At 72.1% G+C, this 16,695-nt stretch carries 15 protein-coding genes and 1 pseudogene; 5 read left to right on the top strand and 11 right to left on the bottom strand.

What is annotated here, in order from left to right:
- Nucleotides 1–6: 6 nt before the first annotated feature.
- Both WQO_RS08755 and WQO_RS08750 read left to right on the top strand, forming a co-directional pair.
- Nucleotides 7–240, top strand: a pseudogene (locus WQO_RS08755) (hypothetical protein); the annotation flags it as partial.
- A gap of 10 nt (nucleotides 241–250) precedes the next feature.
- Complete coding sequence (locus WQO_RS08750) at nucleotides 251–628, top strand: cupin domain-containing protein (protein ID WP_010057744.1); 378 nt, start codon at nucleotides 251–253, stop codon at nucleotides 626–628.
- A gap of 102 nt (nucleotides 629–730) precedes the next feature.
- On the opposite strand, the gene glnA is transcribed toward WQO_RS08750, so the two are convergent.
- Complete coding sequence (glnA, locus tag WQO_RS08745) at nucleotides 731–2,140, bottom strand: type I glutamate--ammonia ligase (RefSeq protein ID WP_010057746.1); 1,410 nt, start codon at nucleotides 2,138–2,140, stop codon at nucleotides 731–733.
- Nucleotides 2,141–2,437: 297 nt separating this feature from the next.
- Between glnA and WQO_RS08740 the strand changes: the two genes are divergently transcribed.
- The gene (locus WQO_RS08740; protein ID WP_010057748.1) at nucleotides 2,438–2,845 is read left to right on the top strand and encodes an RDD family protein; all 408 of its coding nucleotides are present in this window, start codon (nucleotides 2,438–2,440) and stop codon (nucleotides 2,843–2,845) included.
- Nucleotides 2,846–2,941: 96 nt separating this feature from the next.
- Here WQO_RS08740 and WQO_RS08735 read toward each other — a convergent pair whose 3' ends face one another.
- The 4 genes from WQO_RS08735 to lipB form a co-directional block, all read right to left on the bottom strand.
- Nucleotides 2,942–3,649 carry a DUF4191 domain-containing protein gene (locus tag WQO_RS08735; protein WP_030718702.1) on the bottom strand — a complete coding sequence of 236 codons (708 nt, stop codon included), beginning with the start codon at nucleotides 3,647–3,649 and terminating at the stop codon, nucleotides 2,942–2,944.
- Between the two features lie 88 nt (nucleotides 3,650–3,737).
- Entirely contained in the window at nucleotides 3,738–3,938 is a 201-nt protein-coding gene (locus WQO_RS08730; RefSeq protein WP_010057752.1) for an SCO2195 family GlnR-regulated protein, read from the bottom strand.
- 267 nt (nucleotides 3,939–4,205) lie between these two features.
- The gene (gene lipA, locus WQO_RS08725; RefSeq protein WP_010057753.1) at nucleotides 4,206–5,174 is read right to left on the bottom strand and encodes a lipoyl synthase; all 969 of its coding nucleotides are present in this window, start codon (nucleotides 5,172–5,174) and stop codon (nucleotides 4,206–4,208) included.
- A 242-nt stretch (nucleotides 5,175–5,416) separates the two neighbouring features.
- Nucleotides 5,417–6,247, bottom strand: coding sequence for a lipoyl(octanoyl) transferase LipB (lipB, locus tag WQO_RS08720; RefSeq protein ID WP_010057755.1), 831 nt, complete (start codon nucleotides 6,245–6,247; stop codon nucleotides 5,417–5,419).
- A 313-nt stretch (nucleotides 6,248–6,560) separates the two neighbouring features.
- Here lipB and WQO_RS08715 point away from each other — a divergent pair, with 313 nt between their 5' ends.
- Nucleotides 6,561–8,177 carry a hypothetical protein gene (locus tag WQO_RS08715; RefSeq protein ID WP_010057757.1) on the top strand — a complete coding sequence of 539 codons (1,617 nt, stop codon included), beginning with the start codon at nucleotides 6,561–6,563 and terminating at the stop codon, nucleotides 8,175–8,177.
- Between the two features lie 139 nt (nucleotides 8,178–8,316).
- Here the strand turns inward: WQO_RS08715 and WQO_RS08710 are convergent, their stop codons facing one another.
- The 3 genes from WQO_RS08710 to WQO_RS08700 all read right to left on the bottom strand — a co-directional run bounded on the left by WQO_RS08710 (nucleotide 8,317) and on the right by WQO_RS08700 (nucleotide 11,657).
- Nucleotides 8,317–9,759: an FAD-dependent oxidoreductase gene (locus WQO_RS08710; RefSeq protein ID WP_010057758.1), complete on the bottom strand. Its 1,443-nt coding sequence runs from the start codon at nucleotides 9,757–9,759 to the stop codon at nucleotides 8,317–8,319.
- Between the two features lie 170 nt (nucleotides 9,760–9,929).
- A complete protein-coding gene (locus WQO_RS08705; protein ID WP_010057759.1) occupies nucleotides 9,930–10,664 on the bottom strand; it encodes an alpha/beta fold hydrolase in 735 nt (244 codons plus the stop codon).
- A 93-nt stretch (nucleotides 10,665–10,757) separates the two neighbouring features.
- The gene (locus WQO_RS08700) at nucleotides 10,758–11,657 is read right to left on the bottom strand and encodes a TIGR01777 family oxidoreductase (protein WP_058953919.1); all 900 of its coding nucleotides are present in this window, start codon (nucleotides 11,655–11,657) and stop codon (nucleotides 10,758–10,760) included.
- Nucleotides 11,658–11,719: 62 nt separating this feature from the next.
- Between WQO_RS08700 and WQO_RS08695 the strand changes: the two genes are divergently transcribed.
- Nucleotides 11,720–12,241: a GNAT family N-acetyltransferase gene (locus WQO_RS08695; protein ID WP_010057762.1), complete on the top strand. Its 522-nt coding sequence runs from the start codon at nucleotides 11,720–11,722 to the stop codon at nucleotides 12,239–12,241.
- A gap of 10 nt (nucleotides 12,242–12,251) precedes the next feature.
- Here the strand turns inward: WQO_RS08695 and WQO_RS08690 are convergent, their stop codons facing one another.
- The 3 genes from WQO_RS08690 to aceE form a co-directional block, all read right to left on the bottom strand.
- Complete coding sequence (locus WQO_RS08690) at nucleotides 12,252–12,773, bottom strand: DUF4240 domain-containing protein (RefSeq protein WP_010057763.1); 522 nt, start codon at nucleotides 12,771–12,773, stop codon at nucleotides 12,252–12,254.
- Between the two features lie 62 nt (nucleotides 12,774–12,835).
- A complete protein-coding gene (locus WQO_RS08685) occupies nucleotides 12,836–13,819 on the bottom strand; it encodes a helix-turn-helix transcriptional regulator (RefSeq protein WP_010057764.1) in 984 nt (327 codons plus the stop codon).
- Between the two features lie 99 nt (nucleotides 13,820–13,918).
- Nucleotides 13,919–16,591, bottom strand: coding sequence for a pyruvate dehydrogenase (acetyl-transferring), homodimeric type (gene aceE, locus WQO_RS08680; protein ID WP_010057766.1), 2,673 nt, complete (start codon nucleotides 16,589–16,591; stop codon nucleotides 13,919–13,921).
- Nucleotides 16,592–16,695: the final 104 nt, after the last annotated feature.

Genomic DNA, 16,695 nt, shown 5'->3' with positions numbered 1-16,695 from the left:
CCGAGGGTCAGCAACCAGTCGACCGGATACTGCCCGGACGTCGTCTCCTGGCCGGCAGTCGCCCACGCGCTGGACGCCATCGAGCTCGGGCGCCCACCCCACTTCACCCACCCAGTGGTCTTCCGACGCTGCCCCGGCTGCCAGGAGTGCACCATCGTGCGCGAGGACGACTTCGTCTGCGTCTTCTGCGGCAGTGATCTGCCGAAGGCGTGGAACATCGATGCCGACAGCCGCTGCTAGCGTCCCCCACGTGAACGACAGCGTGTACGTGGGCAACGCGGGCAAGGACGGGGCACTGGACCGAGGATGGCTCCTCGGGCGTTTCAAGGACGTCGGAGACCCGCGCCACAGCGAGGCCGTGGAGATCAAATGGGGCGTCCACCCTCGTGCCGACAGACGAGCGCAGTGGGTGAGGGGCGAGGAACGCACGGCTCTCCTGGTCCTCATCAGTGGCCGCTTCCGCGTCGAACTGCCGGGCCGTGACGTCTTGCTGAAGGAGCAGGGCGACTACGTCGTGTGGGGGCGCGGAGTCGATCACTCATGGTTCGCGGAGGAGGAGTCGGTGGTGCTGACGGTCCGCTGGCCTTCCGTGCCGGGCTATGCGGTGCCGGAGAAGGATCAGCCGTAACTCGGCAGCCCGCCCGGAGACCGTACGGCCGTGGGCCCGCCACCTCCAGCTGGAGGTGGCGGGCCCACGGTGTTTCGGAGCGCGGAGGCCCGAGAGGTCTTCCTAGATGTCGAAGTACAGCTCAAACTCGTGCGGGTGCGGCCGCAGCTGGATCGGGGCGATCTCGTTCGTGCGCTTGTAGTCGATCCAGGTCTCGATCAGGTCGGACGTGAAGACGCCGCCCGCCTGGAGGTACTCGTTGTCCGCCTCCAGGGCGTCGAGCACGGCCGGGAGGGACGTCGGGACCTGCTGGACGTTGGCGTGCTCCTCGGGAGCCAGCTCGTAGAGGTCCTTGTCGATCGGCTCGGCCGGCTCGATCTTGTTCTTGACGCCGTCCAGGCCCGCCATCAGCAGCGCGGAGAACGCGAGGTACGGGTTGGAGGACGGGTCCGGGGCGCGGAACTCGACGCGCTTGGCCTTCGGGTTCGAGCCGGTGATCGGGATACGCATCGCGGCGGAACGGTTCCGCTGCGAGTACACCATGTTGACCGGGGCCTCGAAGCCGGGGACCAGGCGGTGGTAGGAGTTCACCGTCGGGTTGGTGAAGGCCAGCAGCGACGGGGCGTGCTTCAGGATGCCGCCGATGTAGTAGCGCGCCATGTCCGACAGGCCGGCGTAACCCTGCTCGTCGTAGAAGAGCGGCGAGCCGCCCTGCCACAGCGACTGGTGCACGTGCATGCCCGAGCCGTTGTCGCCGAAGATCGGCTTCGGCATGAAGGTCGCGGTCTTGCCGTTGCGCCAGGCGACGTTCTTCACGATGTACTTGAAGAGCATCAGGTCGTCGGCCGCGGCGAGCAGCGTGTTGAACTTGTAGTTGATCTCCGCCTGGCCGGCGGTGCCGACCTCGTGGTGCTGGCGCTCGACCTGGAGGCCGTTCTTGTCCAGCTCCAGGGAGATCTCGGCCCGCAGGTCGGCGAAGTGGTCCACCGGCGGGGCCGGGAAGTAGCCGCCCTTGTAGCGGACCTTGTAACCGCGGTTGTTCTCGACCGCACCGGTGTTCCAGGCGCCGGCCTCGGAGTCGATGTGGTAGAAGCTCTCGTTCGCCGACGTCTGGAAGCGGACGTTGTCGAAGACGTAGAACTCGGCCTCCGGGCCGAAGTACGCGGTGTCCGCGATGCCGGTCGAGGCGAGGTAGGCCTCGGCCTTCTTGGCGATGTTGCGCGGGTCACGGCTGTACTGCTCGCCCGTGATCGGGTCGTGGATGAAGAAGTTGATGTTGACGGTCTTGTCGCGGCGGAAGGGGTCCACCCGAGCCGTCGACAGGTCCGCACGCAGCGCCATGTCCGACTCGTGGATGGCCTGGAAGCCGCGGATCGACGAACCGTCGAAGGCCAGTTCCTCGGCCGGGTCGAAGGACGCTGCCGGGATCGTGAAGTGCTGCATCACCCCGGGCAGGTCGCAGAACCGGACATCGATGAACTTGACGTCGTTGTCCGCTACGTACTTCTGCACTTCGTCGGCGTTCTGGAACATCCAACTCCTCCTCCTCCCGACCCGGGAGGGGCGGGGGTTGTGTAGCTCGTGGTGCGGCCAGTGCGGTGGCGCACGCTGGACCCGACCATAGGCAGGCTCGATTTCTCAAGCGTGACCCATTTGTTTCGCCCAAGTTAACCGGGGCGGTGGTGGGCGGCATCTCAGCGGCGGTCTCCGTGCGGCTGTTTCCGTGCCCCGCCCGGCCGGGCCCAAACCCGGGCGCAGTACCGTGGACGGGTGGACAACAGGCAAGCAATCGGATCGTGGCTCTCGGGGCCCCGCGCGGCCGCCGAGGAGATGGGCGCCGACTTCGGCTACCGGGGCAAGGGCCTCGGCCTGCCCGAGGAAGGGCCCGGCTCGATCGCGCCGCTCGGCCGGCGCTTCGGGGCCATCTTCATCGACTGGACCCTCTGCATGCTGATCGCATACGGGCTGTTCGCTCGCGGTGACCAGCAGGCGGCGGGCAACTGGGCCCTCGGGGTCTTCCTCGTGATGAGCCTGCTGACCGTCGGCACCGTCGGCTGCACGCCCGGAAAGCGGCTGCTGGGCGTGCGCGTGGTCGCCGACGACGGCGGGCGGCTCGGGTTCGTGCGCGTGGCCGTGCGGACCGTACTGCTCCTGCTCGTCATCCCCGCGCTCGTCTGGGACCGCGACGGGCGCGGCCTGCACGACCGGCTGTCGCGGTCCGTCCAGGTCCGGATGTGACCCCTCCCGGGAGCTCCTGAGACGTACGGACATGAGAAACGGGGCGGCCCCGGACCGGTGAAGGTCCCGGGGCCGCCCCGTTCACGTAGGTCGCGGTCAGCGCATCTTTCCGCCGCGCGGCATCCGCATGCCCTTCGGCATCGGGCCCTTCGGCAGCGGCATGTTGCTCATCAGGTCGCCCATCGCGCGCAGCCGGTCGTTGGTGGAGGTCACCTGCGGGCCGGTCAGGACGCGGGGAAGCTTCAGCATCTTGGTGCGGACCTTCTTCAGGGGCACCTGGCCCTCGCCGTTGCCGACGATGATGTCGTGCACCGGCACGTCCACCACGATGCGGGCCATCTTCTTCTTCTCGGCCGCCAGCAGGCCCTTCACCCGGTTCGGGTTGCCCTCGGCGACCAGGACGATGCCGGCCTTGCCGACCGCCCGGTGGACGACGTCCTGGCTGCGGTTCATCGCCACCGCGGGGGTGGTCGTCCAGCCGCGTCCGATCCGGTCCAGGACGGCGGCCGCCGCTCCGGGCTGGCCTTCCATCTGACCGAAGGCCGCCCGCTCGGCGCGTCGGCCGAAGACGATCGCCATCGCGAGGACGGCCAGGACGAAGCCCAGGATGCCCAGATAGACCGGGTGGCCGATCGCGAAGCCGATGCCGAGGAGGACACCGAACGTGACGATTCCGACACCTGCGACGACAAGACCGATCTTGCTGTCGGTCCGCCTGGTCATCTTGTAGGTCAGGGCGATCTGCTTGAGTCGCCCCGCGTTCTCGGCGCTGTCCGCGCCTTCAGTTTTTGCCTTCCTCGCCATGTACTGAAGTTTACGTGGCGAGGGAGCGACCCAGGAACGTGGGAGCGGTCCGGGTACGCGCGAGCGACCCCGGGAGGGGAGGAGCGGGCTAGGAGCGGTGGCCGGCCACCGCGTCCAGCACGTGCTGGGCCTCCACCCGGTCCTTGGCGCGGCGGCGGTCCTCCAGGACGGCCGTCCAGGCGTTGCGGCGGGCGGTGCGCTGGCCGCTGCTCAGCAGCAGCGACTCGACGGCGCGCAGGGCGGTGGTGACGGACGGAAGGGCGTGGGCGCGGACCGGTGCGGCCTGCATCGTGGTGTTCCCCCTCGGAAACGATGCGCCCCAGGGGCGCGGATGAGTGCGGGAAGCAGTGACGGCGGCGGCTGGAGTCGCTGCCGCACGTGTACCTAGGGTCACTGCTCGGTGTTACCAGCGCGTGACCGGGCGGTCAAACACCAATGAAGCCTTGATTCCGGCGCCGCGCACGCCGAAGCGGTCCGTACGCGTCCCTCACCTGCGGGGAGCGTCCGGACCGCTTCGGTCATGCGGCGCGGGCGTGGTGGCCACTCGTGAGCGGATTCACACGGCCTGGACGGTCCCTGCGGCGGCACCGCGCGCGTCCATCGCCTGCTGGAAGAGCCGCCCCGCGCGGTACGAGGACCGCACCAGCGGACCCGACATCACACCGGAGTAGCCGATCGCGTCGGCCTCGTCCTTCAGCTCGACGAACTCCATCGGCTTCACCCAGCGCTCGACCGGGTGGTGCCGTACGGAGGGGCGGAGGTACTGCGTGATCGTGATGAGCTCGCAACCCGCGTCGTACAGGTCCTGGAGCGCCTCGCTGACTTCCTCGCGGGTCTCGCCCATGCCGAGGATCAGGTTCGACTTGGTCACCAGACCGGCCTCGCGGGCCCGGGTGATGACCTCCAGGGAACGCTCGTAGCGGAAGCCGGGGCGGATCCGCTTGAAGATCCGCGGCACCGTCTCCACGTTGTGCGCGAGCACCTCGGGACGCGAGGAGAAGACCTCGGCGAGCTGCTCGGGCTCCGCGTTGAAGTCGGGGATCAGCAGCTCGACCTTGGTCGCGCCGGCCTCCCGCTCCGCGGTGAGCGTGTGGATCTGGCGGACGGTCTCCGCGTACAGCCAGGCGCCGCCGTCCTCCAGGTCGTCGCGGGCGACGCCGGTGATGGTGGCGTAGTTCAGGTCCATCGTGACGACGGACTCGCCGACGCGGCGGGGCTCGTCACGGTCCAGCGCCTGCGGCTTGCCGGTGTCGATCTGGCAGAAGTCGCAGCGCCGGGTGCACTGGTCGCCGCCGATGAGGAAGGTGGCCTCGCGGTCCTCCCAGCACTCGAAGATGTTGGGACAGCCCGCCTCCTGGCAGACCGTGTGCAGGCCCTCACCCTTCACCAGCTGCTGCAGCTGCTTGTACTCGGGGCCCATCTTCGCCCGCGTTTTGATCCACTCGGGCTTGCGCTCGATGGGGGTCTGGCTGTTCCGGACCTCCAGGCGCAGCATCTTGCGCCCGTCGGGTGCGACAGCGGACACTCCGGCTCCCCTTTGCTCTCTGCTGCGTTGGATTCGCGTCGGGTTCGCGTGGGATGCGCGAGCGATGCGCGAGGGATTCACTTTGGATTCTTCGGCGAACACCAGGGTACGCCCCTACATCGAACGGCCTTACGTCTGGCCAACCTGCGGCCGACGGGGCCTATTCCCCGGCCGATGGCGATGGCCGGGCTACTGACCGGTACGGCCGTGGCGCCCCGGGCGGCCCCTACGGCGGTGGCTTCTCACGCCGGGACCGAAGCCTGCGGCGCCGGCACCGGAGCCTGTGGCCGCTCGATCTCGCGCGGTGCGAGGTCCGCGTTCTCCAGGATGTCCCGCAGATGCTTCTCGACGACCGGCAGCACCTCCTCGATCGTGATCTCCCGGCCCAGTTCGTTGGCGAGGGAGGTGACCCCGGCGTCCCGGATGCCGCACGGGACGATCCGGTCGAACCAGGTGTTGTCCGGGTTCACGTTGAGCGAGAATCCGTGCATAGTGACGCCCTTGGCCACCCGGATGCCGATCGCGGCCAGCTTGCGGTCCTCGCGGCGCTGCCCGGCGTTGGACGGGGCGTACTCCGGGCCGTTCAGCCGGGCGTCGAACTCCTCGTCCTCGAGCCTCGGGTCGAAGTCCAGCGAGAGCCCGCCCAGCGCCTGGCGCTGCTCGACCGGGTCGCCGAGCACCCAGACCCCGCTGCGGCCCTCGACCCGGGTGGTCTCCACGCCGAAGTCGGCGGCCGTGCGGATCAGCGCGTCCTCCAGCCGCCGCACATGCGCGACGACATCGACCGGACGCGGCAGCTTCTGGATCGGGTAGCCGACGAGCTGGCCCGGACCGTGCCAGGTGATCTTCCCGCCGCGGTCCACGTCGATGACGGGGGTGCCGTCGAGCGGACGCTCGCTGTCGGCCGTGCGGCGCCCCGCGGTGTAGACGGGCGGATGTTCCAGGAGCAGACAGGTGTCCGGCACCCGGTCCTCGAACCGGTCCGCGTGCACCTCGCGCTGCTTCTGCCAGGCCTCCGTGTATTCGACGGCCTGTTCGCCGAAGCCCAGACGGACGAACCGCAGCTCGCTCACCGATGCCTCCCTCTGTGGGCCCCGCAGGCCCGGAGGGGTGTCCCCGGGATGACGGTGCCCTGCACTGATCGCGCCCCCATCCACTGTACGACCGTCGCCCGAACAGCCCTCCGGCAGGTGGAAAGGCTGTTCCGCGCGCCCGGCGGGCGCGCACTCATGTGTCGGGCGTTTCCGTCAGCTCTGTCCGGAATCCTCACACGATCGGATGAACGTGGAGCAAAGGGTGGCAGTGACCGCCCCGGTGGCCGCTAAATTCGCGCCGTTCCCATGAGGGCTGCCCGTCCGGCCCCGAAGGCAGGAGACCGTACAGCTGATGTCGGAACGACCCTCGCAGCGCACGCCCAACCGCCGACTCGCCTCACTCATCGCGGAAGCCGGGTTCTCCCACGCGGGCCTCGCCCGCCGGGTCGATCAGCTCGGCCTCGAACACGGCCTCGACCTGCGGTACGACAAGACCTCGGTCACCCGCTGGCTGCGGGGACAGCAGCCGCGCGGCACCACCCCCGCGCTGATCGCCGAGGTGTTCACCCGGCGGCTCGGCCGGCGGCTCTCCGCGCAGGACCTCGGGCTCGACGCCTGCGCCCCCGTCTACGCGGGACTGGAGTTCGCGGCCACCCCCGCCGAGGCCGTCGACATCGTCAGCGGCCTGTGGCGCAAGGACTCCGGTACGCACACGGAGCTGCGCAAGATCGCCTTCACGCCCGCCGGACTCGTCGTCCCGAGCCGCGACTGGCTGATCGGCCGGGCCGACGAATGGGTGGCCCGCGACGGCGGGGCCACCCGCCGCGCCGGGGGAGAGGCTGGGGGCGCGGCTGCGGGGCGCATGGACCCGGGGCGTACGGACGGGGCATCGCGCACCGAGGCCCGCACCCTGGCCCGACCTCCCGCCGGGCCGCACCGGCCCACCCCGTCGGGGCCCGCCGCGACGCACCCGCCCGCGACGCACCCGCCCGCCGCCGGGGCGCACCCCGGGGCCGGGGCGCTGCCCGTGGTCCCGCGCCAGCGCCAGACGGACCGCGGCCCCGGTCAGCGGGTCGGATCGGGGGACGTCGCCGCGCTGCGCTCGGTCGGCGAGCTCTTCCGGACCCTGGACCACGCCTACGGCGGAGGCCACGCCCGGCAGGCCCTCGTGCGGTATCTGGAGCACGAGGCCGAGCCGATGCTCCGGGGCACGTACGGCGAGACGACCGGGCGGCGGCTGTTCGCCGCGGTCGCCGACCTGACCCGGCTGGCCGGCTGGACCTCGTACGACATCGCCGCCCACGGCCTCGCCCAGCGGTACTTCGTCCAGGCGCTCCGGCTCGCCCAGGCCGCCGGGGACCGCGGTTACGGCGCCTACGTGCTGCTCACGATGAGCCGCCAGGCGGTCTACCTCGGGCACGGCAGGGAAGCCGTCCAGCTCGCCCGCGTCGCCCAGCAGGGCATCGGCTCGGCCGCCCCGCCCCTCGTCCAGTCGCTGCTGCACGCCGTCGAGGCGCGCGGCCACGCGGTGCTCGGCGAGGCCCGCTCCTGCACCGCCGCGCTGACCCGCGCCGAACACGCCCTGGAGACCGCGCGCCCCGGCGACGAGGCGCCGCACTGGGCCCGCGCCTTCGACGAGGCGCAGCTCGCGGACGAGCTGGGCCACTGCCACCGCGACCTCCAGCAGTACCGGGCCGCCGCCCAGCACGCCGAGCGCTCGCTCCAGCTGCGCGCCCCGGCGTACGCCCGCAGCAGGCTGTTCTGCCGGGTGGTCCTCGCCTCGGCCCGCCTGGGCCTCGGCGAGCTGGAGCAGGCCTGCCAGCTCGGTGCTGAGGCGGCCCAGCAGGCGGCCGAGATGCGCTCGGTGCGCGCCACGGAGTACGTCCGCGCCTTCGAGCGCAGCCTGGAGCCGTACCGGGACGCGGTCGCCGTACGCGGCTACCGCGACCGGGTCGCGGCCCTCGGCTGAGCCCGCAGGGGCCGGGCGGGGCGAGCGACACGGGCCCGGCGTCCGCACGGCGACCGCGGCACGCCGCCTCCGGCAGCCCGGCCTCATGCGGCGGGGGCCCACGCGCGGTGCGGCCCCATCGCCTCCGGCAGCCCCGGCCTCATGCGGCCCGGGGCAGGCCACCCTCGTGCGCGCCCGGCACGCCCAGGTCCGTGAGGATCGCCCCGGCCGCCCGGCGGCCCGAGTGCAGCGCGCCCTGGACCGTGCTCGTGTCGCGGTGGTCGCCGCACACGTAAAGACCGGCCAGCACCCGCACCGGGCGGCGCGGATCGTGCGGGGCCTCCATCGCGGGCACCGCCTCCGGGTCGTGATGGGCCGCCAGCAGCTCCCAGCCGTCCGTCGGTACGCCGTACAGCGCCGCCAGATGCGCCCGCACCGAACGGTCCAGGTCCGGCGGCGGGGTCCCGAGCACCGTCGAGGTGATCAGCGCCCGGCCCTCCGGCGCGCGCGAGGGGTCGACCTCGCTCATCACCGAGGTGTACGCCACCGGGCCCGACCGGTCACCGTCCAGCACCAGCGACCTGCCCGTGGGCGGCGGGGCGGGCGCGGTGTGGTGAAGGACCGTCACCGGGCGGAAGGACGGCACCCGCAGCCCGGGCAGCAGCTCGGCCGCGGCCCCCGCCCCGGTCGCCAGCAGCAGCGAGCGGCACCCCAGTTCGCCGTGCTCCTTGGTGCGTACGGAGGTGATGCCGACGGCCGTCACATGCACCCCGGTCCGGACCGTGCCCGCCGGCAGCGCGGCCGCCAGCAGTTCCGGCAGCGCGGCCGATCCGCCCGCCGGTACGCACAGGCCGCCGCGCGCGTAGTCCCGCAGCGCCAGATCGGCGGACCGGCTCGACGTGGTGAGGGCGGGGTCGCTGAGCAGCGCGGCCAGCAGCGGGCGCAGGATGCCGTCCACCGTACGGCCGGGCAGCCCCACCCCCGCCAGGGCGTCGGCGGCCGTTCGCTCCGGGCGGGCCAGCAGCCGGGCCTCCGGGGTGAGGGCCAGCCGGTGCAGCGCCGCACCCAGCCGGGCCCGGTCGATCGCGCCGGTCACCACGCCGCCCCGGCCGCCGCCGCGCGCCGGAGCGCCGATCTCGTGCCCGTACACGCCCTGCGCCGAACCGGCGGCGCCCGAAGCCGCAGGAGCCCCGGCAACCGCGGAACCCCGGAGTACGCGGGGCGTGCGTGGAGCGCGGTGGGCCCAGGGGGCGCTCGATCGGGTGCGTGCCGCCTTGAGTGCGCCCCTCGCGCTCCGTATGTCGCCGGTGAGATGGCGACGTCCCTCGCTGTGGACCAGGACCCCCGGCGCGAACTCCCGCAGCTCCGGGGCGCCGAGCCCCGGGGTGCCGGTCAGCTCGGGCCAGGAGGTGCAGAGCAGCGGGCCGAGGCGGTCGAGCCGGAAGCCGTCCACCGCGTCGGTGGCGAGCCGGCCGCCCACCCGGGGCGCGGCCTCCAGAACACTGACGCCGAGCCCCGCCCCGGTCAGCAGATGAGCCGCTGACAGGCCGGCTATCCCGGCCCCGATGATGATCACGTCTGCGTGATGTGCCGTGCTGCGCACGTGCCCCTCCCCGAGTCGGTGCGACTGGTGGGGGGTTCTTGCCCCCAACAGGTCCCCGGAAAGCCGGAGTTCGCATCGAGGCTAGGAGGATGGCTGATACTGGGTCAGACGCGCGCCGGGGAGCACCGGGGCACGGGGTCGCACACGCCGCCCCGGGACCGCCGAACCGCCTACGGACCGGATTCCCCGCGCTCGGTGATGCGGGTCAGCAGACGCGTCGTGGTCTCCGGAGCTTCGAGCATCATGTCGTGACCGGCCGAGACGGAGTGGATGTCCCAGCCGTGGGCCCGCGCTCTCTCCAGGGACGGTTCGAGGCTGGGAAGCGGCGGCCGGGTGTGCTGCACGTACGCCGTCGGAAGCCCGGCGAGCGGGCCGGGGTCGAAGTCGACGGCGTCCGTCTGGCAGCGCAGCGGGAAGTCGGTGAGACGGGGCGCCACCCAGGCCCTCAGCACCTCGTCCGTGATGCCCCACTGGGTGAGGAAGGAGGCGTCGGCGGGCAGATACCAGCCGTCACCCTTCGCGGCGGCCAAGGCGCGGTACCGGTCCGCCGTCTCGGGCGGTTCGACGTCCAGAAGGCACTCGCCCGGCCGGACCACGAACGCTCCGAGGAAGGTGACCGAGGCGAGACGCCCGGCCGCCCGCTCGGCCACCGGGCCCGCCAGGACTCCGGCGTAACTGTGCAGGACCAGGTGCACCTCGCCGAGATCCTCGTAGTGGAGGAGACCGGCCACGTCCTGCACGTGCGTGGCGACGCCGACGTCCGGGCCGAGAAGGTGACGGTGCTCGCCCTGACCGGTCAGGCTCGGCGTGAACACCCGGTGGCCGGCCCGGGAGAGCAGGTCGCGCACGGAGCGCCAGCACCATCCACCGTGCATGGCCCCGTGCACCAGGACATAGTCGCCCATGACATCCCACCTAGTTACAGAGGAATCCTGCCCATCGGAACCTTAGGGGCACATCACCCCACAGGTGTGATTCCGGACGGCCACGCGCCCCGCTCACCGCAGCGCGGCGCGAATCGCCCCGTCGATGTCGGGAAACGCGAAGGAGAAGCCGGAGTCCAGCAGCTTCGCCGGGATCACCCGCTGACTGCCCAGCACGTCCTCCGCGAACTCCCCGAGTACGAGCTTCAGCGCGGGCGCCGGCGCGGGGAACAGCGTGGGACGGCGCAGCACCCGGCCCATGGCGGCGGTCACCTCGGCGTTGGTGACCGGCCTGGGGCCGGTCAGGTTCACCGGCCCGGCCAGCGACTCCGTGTCCAGGATGTGGCGCAGCGCCGCGACATGGTCGTGCAGGGCGATGAAGCTCCAGTACTGGCGGCCGCTGCCCAGCTTTCCGCCCAGCCCCGCCTTGAACAGCGGGAAGAGCCGCCCCCAGGCACCGCCCTCGCGGCCGACGACCAGTCCGGTCCGGGCGTGCACGGTACGCACCCCCGCCTCCTCGGCGGCGGCGGTGGCCGCCTCCCACTCCTCGCAGACCGACGGCAGGAACCCGTCCCCGGGCGGCGCGCTCTCGTCCACCGGGGAGCTTCCGGTGTCGCCGTAGAAGCCGATGGCGGATCCGGAGAGCAGGACCCGCGGCGGGGTGTCGAGCGAGGCGACGGCCTCGGCGACGGCGGCGGTCCCCAGGACCCGGCTGTCCCGGATCTCCCGCTTGTAGTCCTCGGTCCAGCGGTGGTCGCCCACTCCGGCCCCGGCCAGATGCACGACCGCGTCGCAGCCGACGAGGCCGGCCACGTCCACGTAACCCCGCTGGGGGTCCCACTCGACCTCGTCGCCGGTTCTCGCGGGTCGGCGCACCAGGCGGGCCACCTCGTGCCCGTCGGCGCGCAGCGAGCGCACCAGCGCCGCTCCGATGAGTCCGGACGATCCGCTGACGGCGATACGGGAGCTCGGCATGGGCCCATCCTGCCCCATCAAACGCCTCGAACACGGGGAACACCCCATGACACAGTGAGCCCATGGTCGCCCCCGTACTCCGCTCCGTCCGCCCCGCCCTCCTCGCCGACGACGACGCGCTCGCCGAGCTCGACCGGTCCACCTGGTCGACGCTGCACGCGGTCCTGCCGAGGCCGGTGCCTCCGTACGAGCCCTTCTTCGACGCGGGCCACGGGCCGGAGGACTTCCTCGTGGTGGAGGCACAGACGCCGGACGGTCAGGTGGGCATCGCCGGGTACATCCGGCTCGTCCCGCCCACCCCGCTCGTCTCCAACGCCCACGTCCGCCAGATAAAGGGGCTCGCCGTGGCGACCTGGGCGCGCGGGGCCGGGGTCGGGCGGACCCTGCTGCGGGCCGCGTTCGCCGAGGCCCGCCGCCAGGGCGCCAACCGGATCACGCTGCGGGTGCTCGGCCACAACACCCCCGCCCGCGCGCTCTACGCCTCCGAGGGCTTCGCCGTCGAAGGGGTGCTGCCCGGGGAGTTCTTCCTGAACGGGGCCTACGTCGACGACGTCTGCATGGGCCGCTCGCTCGGCCCCGCCTGAGCGCGGGTCGTCACCGCGGCCCGAAGCGGTCCCACAGCTCGGGGAAGCGGGCGGCGAGCGCCCCCTCGTCCTCGAAGTCGACGGGCGAGCCCAGCGGCTCGGCGGACTGCGGCGGCAGCCCCAGGTCCGGCGCGACCACCCCGGTGAGCTGCTCGTACGCCTCGTCGGCCGCGTAGCCCAGCTCCTCGCCGTCCCCGTCGACCTCCTCGTCGAAGTCGTCCAGCAGCTCCGCCAGGGCGTCCGGATCGTGCAGCGCCCCCTCGAAGACCTCCCGGCCCTGGCCGATCAGCCAGCAGCGGAACCAGTCGAAGGCGTCGTCGCTCGCCCCGCCCAGCAGCACGGCCGCGGCGCCCCACAGGTCCCAGACGTAGGCGCGGTTGTAGCGGGCCTCGAAGTGCCGGGCGAAGTCCAGCACGGAATCGGGATCGAGCTGCGTCAGCCGTTCCACCAGCAGGTCGGCATGGTCCTCGGGGTCGCCGTCGGCGGCCTCGCGGGTGCTGTCGATGATCTCCCAGAATTCCGTTTCGTCCATCACGGGTCCAGCATCCAGCCTGCCGGGGGCTCCCGCACGCGCAGACACCGAATTGACGCCTTTCAGCGATACAACTCGCGCAGGCGTTCGGCCGCTTCGGTGAACCGCGCCCGCAGCTCCTCGGGCGCCACCACCTCCAACTCGGGCCCCAGCGCCAGCAGCTGGCCGTACGCCACATCCAGGGATTCCACCGGCAGCGTCAGCGTCCGCCACCCGTCCGGGCCCGGCTCCGAGGCCTGTGCGAGCGCCGCTGCGGCCGCCGCCCGGTCACCGGCGTACGCGAGCATCCGCCCGCCGCGCTCGGACACCCGTACGGTCACCTCGGTACGCAGCAGGGACCGGGCGAACCCGGCGGCCCGCTCCGCCCAGAACCCGGGCAGGTCGAAGCTCTCGTCCCGGTCGAAGCGCTCGTCGGCAGCCTCCACCGAGGTGAAGCGGTCGATCCGGTAGACCCGGAAGTCCTGGCCCGCCCGGGCGCAGAGGTACCAGATACCGGCCTTGAGGACGAGACCGTACGGAGCGAGCTCCCGCGCCACCTCCGCCCCCGTGTGGTCGCGGCCCCCGCCCCGGCGGTAGCGCACCCGCAGCAGCCGGTCGTCCCAGACCGCGTCGGCGATCGCGGGCAGCAGTTCCGGGGTCTCCGGCTCGTGGTACCAGGAGGGCGCGTCCAGGTGGAAGCGGCGGGCGGCGGAGGACGAGGCGTCGCGCAGGGAGGGCATGAGCGCCGCCGACACCTTGAGACGGGCGGCCGACGCCGCGTCCTCCAGGCCCATCTCGCGCAGCGCGGCGGGCAGCCCGGAGAGGAACAGCGCCTCCGCCTCGTCCCGGGCGAGACCGGTCAGCCGGGTGCGGTAGCCGCCGACGAGCCGGTAGCCGCCGGCCCGGCCGCGCTCCGCGTACACCGGGACGCCCGCGTCGGAGAGGGCCTGCGCGTCCCGGGTGACCGTACGCTCCGACACCTCCAGCTCGGCCGCCAGCTCGGCGGCGGTCATCGCGGGGCGGGCCTGCAGGAGCAGCACCATCTTGATCAGCCGGGCAGCGCGCATGGGCCCATTGTGACGGTGGCGAAAACCCCCGGCCGCCGGGGCGGAAGCGCTGTCGGGCACTTCCGCCCCGGCGGCCGGGGGTCAGGTCACGCCGACGGCTCAGAGGCCGTAGCGCTCCCGGGCCTCCTTGACCGCCGAGGCCGGGACCTCGCCGCGCTTGGCGAGCTGGGCCAGCGAGGCCACCACGATCGACTGCGCGTCGACGCCGAAGTGGCGGCGGGCCGCGTCGCGGGTGTCGGAGAGGCCGAAGCCGTCCGTGCCGAGCGAGGACCAGTCCTGCTCCACCCACTGGCTGATCTGGTCCGGTACCTGGCGCATCCAGTCGCTGACCGCGAGCACCGGGCCCGGGGCCCCGGAGAGCGCCTGCGTCACGTACGGGACCTGCACCTCACCGCGGAGCAGCGCCTCGTCGGCCTCCAGCGCGTCGCGGCGCAGCTCGCCCCACGAGGTGGCGGACCAGACGTCGGCCGTGACACCCCAGTCGGCGGCCAGCAGCTCCTGGGCCTCCAGGGCCCAGTGGATCGCCGTACCGGAGGCCAGCAGCTGGAGACGCGGCGCGTCCGCCGTCGCGGGCGTGCCCTCCTTGAAGCGGTACAGGCCCTTGACGATGCCCTCCTCGACGCCCTCGGGCATCGCGGGCTGGGGCTTCGGCTCGTTGTAGACCGTCAGGTAGTAGAAGACGTCCTCGGCGTCGGGGCCGTACATCCGGCGCAGACCGTCCTTGACGATCACCGCCACCTCGTACGCGAACGCCGGGTCGTAGTTGAGCGAGGCCGGGTTGGTGGCCGCGATCAGGTGCGAGTGGCCGTCCGCGTGCTGGAGGCCCTCACCCGTCAGGGTCGTACGGCCCGCCGTGGCGCCGACGATGAAGCCCTTGCCGAGCTGGTCGGCGAGCTGCCACATCTGGTCGCCGGTCCGCTGCCAGCCGAACATCGAGTAGAAGATGTAGAACGGGATCATCGTCTCGCCGTGCGTCGCGTACGACGTGGCGGCGGCGATGAAGTCGGCCATGGCGCCGGCCTCGGTGATCCCCTCGTTGAGGATCTGGCCGTCCTTGGCCTCCTTGTAGTACATCAGCTGGTCGCGGTCGACCGGGTCGTACGTCTGGCCCAGCGGCGAGTAGATACCGGCCGACGGGAACAGCGACTCCATACCGAAGGTACGGGCCTCGTCCGGGACGATCGGCACCCAGCGCTTGCCGGTCTCCTTGTCCCGCATCAGGTCCTTCACCAGGCGGACGAACGCCATGGTGGTGGCCATCTCCTGCTTGCCGGACCCCTTGTAGAGGGCCTTGAACGCGCGCTCCTCGGGCTGCGGCAGCGGCGCCGAGGCGTGCAGCCGGCGGGCCGGGGCGGGGCCGCCGAGCGCGGCGCGGCGCTCCTGGAGGTAGCGGACCTCGGGGGAGTCGGCGCCCGGGTGGCCGTAGGGGACCAGGCCGTCCTGGAAGGCGCTGTCGGGGATCGGGAGGCCGAGCAGCTCGCGCATGCCCTTGAACTCGTCGATCGACAGCTTCTTCATCTGGTGGTTGGCGTTCTTGGACTCGAAGCCCTTGCCGAGCGTGTAGCCCTTGACCGTCTGGGCCAGGATCACGGTCGGCGCGCCCTTGTGCTCGACGGCCGCCTTGTACGCCGCGTAGACCTTGCGGGCCTCGTGGCCGCCGCGCGAGGTGTAGAAACACTCGGCGATCTTCGCGTCGGTGAGCAGTTTCGCCAGCTCGACGAGGGCGGGCTCGGTGCCGAAGAAGTGCTCGCGGATGTAGGCGACGTCGCGGGTGGCGTACGTCTGGAACTGCGCGTCCGGGACCTCGCGCAGGCGGCGCAGCAGCGCACCCTGGGTGTCCAGCTGGAACAGCTCGTCCCAGGCGTTGCCCCAGAGCGTCTTGACGACGTTCCAGCCGGCCCCGCGGAACTGCGCCTCCAGCTCCTGGACCACGCGGAAGTTGGCGCGGACCGGGCCGTCGAGGCGCTGCAGGTTGCAGTTGATGACGAAGGTCAGGTTGTCGAGCTGCTCACGGGCCGCGAGGGCCAGGGCGGCGGTCGACTCGGGCTCGTCCATCTCGCCGTCGCCCAGGAACGCCCAGACGTGCGAGTTGGCGGTGTCCTTGATGGAGCGGTTAGCCAGATAGCGGTTGAAGCGCGCCTGGTAGATGGCCGAGAGCGGGCCGAGGCCCATCGACACGGTGGGGAACTCCCACAGCCAGGGCAGCCGCCGCGGGTGCGGGTAGGAGGGCAGGCCCTCGCCACCGGACTCCTGGCGGAAGTTGTCGAGGTGCTGCTCGGTGAGCCGCCCGTCGAGGAAGGCGCGGGCGTAGATGCCGGGGGAGGCGTGGCCCTGGATGTAGAGCTGGTCGCCGGAGCCGTCCCCCTCCTTGCCGCGGAAGAAGTGGTTGAAGCCGGTCTCGTAGAGCCAGGCCGCCGAGGCGAAGGTGGCGATGTGGCCGCCGACCCCGTACCGGGCTCCCCGGGTCACCATCGCGGCCGCGTTCCAGCGGTTCCACGCGGTGATCTTCGACTCCATCTCCAGGTCGCCGTCGAACGCGGGCTCGGCTGCGGTCGGGATGGTGTTGACGTAATCGGTCTCCAGCAGCTTGGGCAGCGCGAGACCGGCGCCCTCGGCGTGCTGCAGCGAGCGGCGCATCAGGTACGCGGCACGGTGCGGGCCGGCAGCCTTGGTGACGGCGTCGAGGGAGGCCGCCCATTCGGCGGTCTCCTCGGGGTCACGGTCCGGGAGCTGGTCGAGCTCGCTCGGAAGCTTTCCTACGGGGTCGGTCATGATCGCCGCCTTCCGGAGAGGAGGGGGGTGGAGAAGGCTCTATCTGGCAGGACAGAGCGATGGGGCCGGTGGGCCCGCGGAATGAACTGTAAGACGCTGATCGA

Origin of the sequence: Streptomyces globisporus C-1027 (assembly GCF_000261345.2) — a bacterium.
In the GTDB taxonomy this organism is placed as follows: Bacteria; Actinomycetota; Actinomycetes; order Streptomycetales; family Streptomycetaceae; genus Streptomyces; species Streptomyces pakalii.
Note: the sequence above shows the minus strand (reverse complement) of the source record. Positions and strands in the feature narration are given on the sequence as shown.

Bases quoted from the DNA above. Each gene is read 5' to 3' on its own strand.
- glnA (WP_010057746.1), bottom strand. From the start codon at position 2,140: ATGTTCCAGAACGCCGACGAAGTGCAGAAGTACGTAGCGGACAACGAC.
- WQO_RS08740 (WP_010057748.1), top strand. From the start codon at position 2,438: ATGGGCGCCGACTTCGGCTACCGGGGCAAGGGCCTCGGCCTGCCCGAG.
- WQO_RS08735 (WP_030718702.1), bottom strand. From the start codon at position 3,649: ATGGCGAGGAAGGCAAAAACTGAAGGCGCGGACAGCGCCGAGAACGCG.
- WQO_RS08730 (WP_010057752.1), bottom strand. From the start codon at position 3,938: ATGCAGGCCGCACCGGTCCGCGCCCACGCCCTTCCGTCCGTCACCACC.
- WQO_RS08715 (WP_010057757.1), top strand. From the start codon at position 6,561: ATGTCGGAACGACCCTCGCAGCGCACGCCCAACCGCCGACTCGCCTCA.
- WQO_RS08705 (WP_010057759.1), bottom strand. From the start codon at position 10,664: ATGGGCGACTATGTCCTGGTGCACGGGGCCATGCACGGTGGATGGTGC.
- WQO_RS08700 (WP_058953919.1), bottom strand. From the start codon at position 11,657: ATGCCGAGCTCCCGTATCGCCGTCAGCGGATCGTCCGGACTCATCGGA.
- WQO_RS08695 (WP_010057762.1), top strand. From the start codon at position 11,720: ATGGTCGCCCCCGTACTCCGCTCCGTCCGCCCCGCCCTCCTCGCCGAC.
- WQO_RS08690 (WP_010057763.1), bottom strand. From the start codon at position 12,773: ATGGACGAAACGGAATTCTGGGAGATCATCGACAGCACCCGCGAGGCC.
- WQO_RS08685 (WP_010057764.1), bottom strand. From the start codon at position 13,819: ATGCGCGCTGCCCGGCTGATCAAGATGGTGCTGCTCCTGCAGGCCCGC.
- aceE (WP_010057766.1), bottom strand. From the start codon at position 16,591: ATGACCGACCCCGTAGGAAAGCTTCCGAGCGAGCTCGACCAGCTCCCG.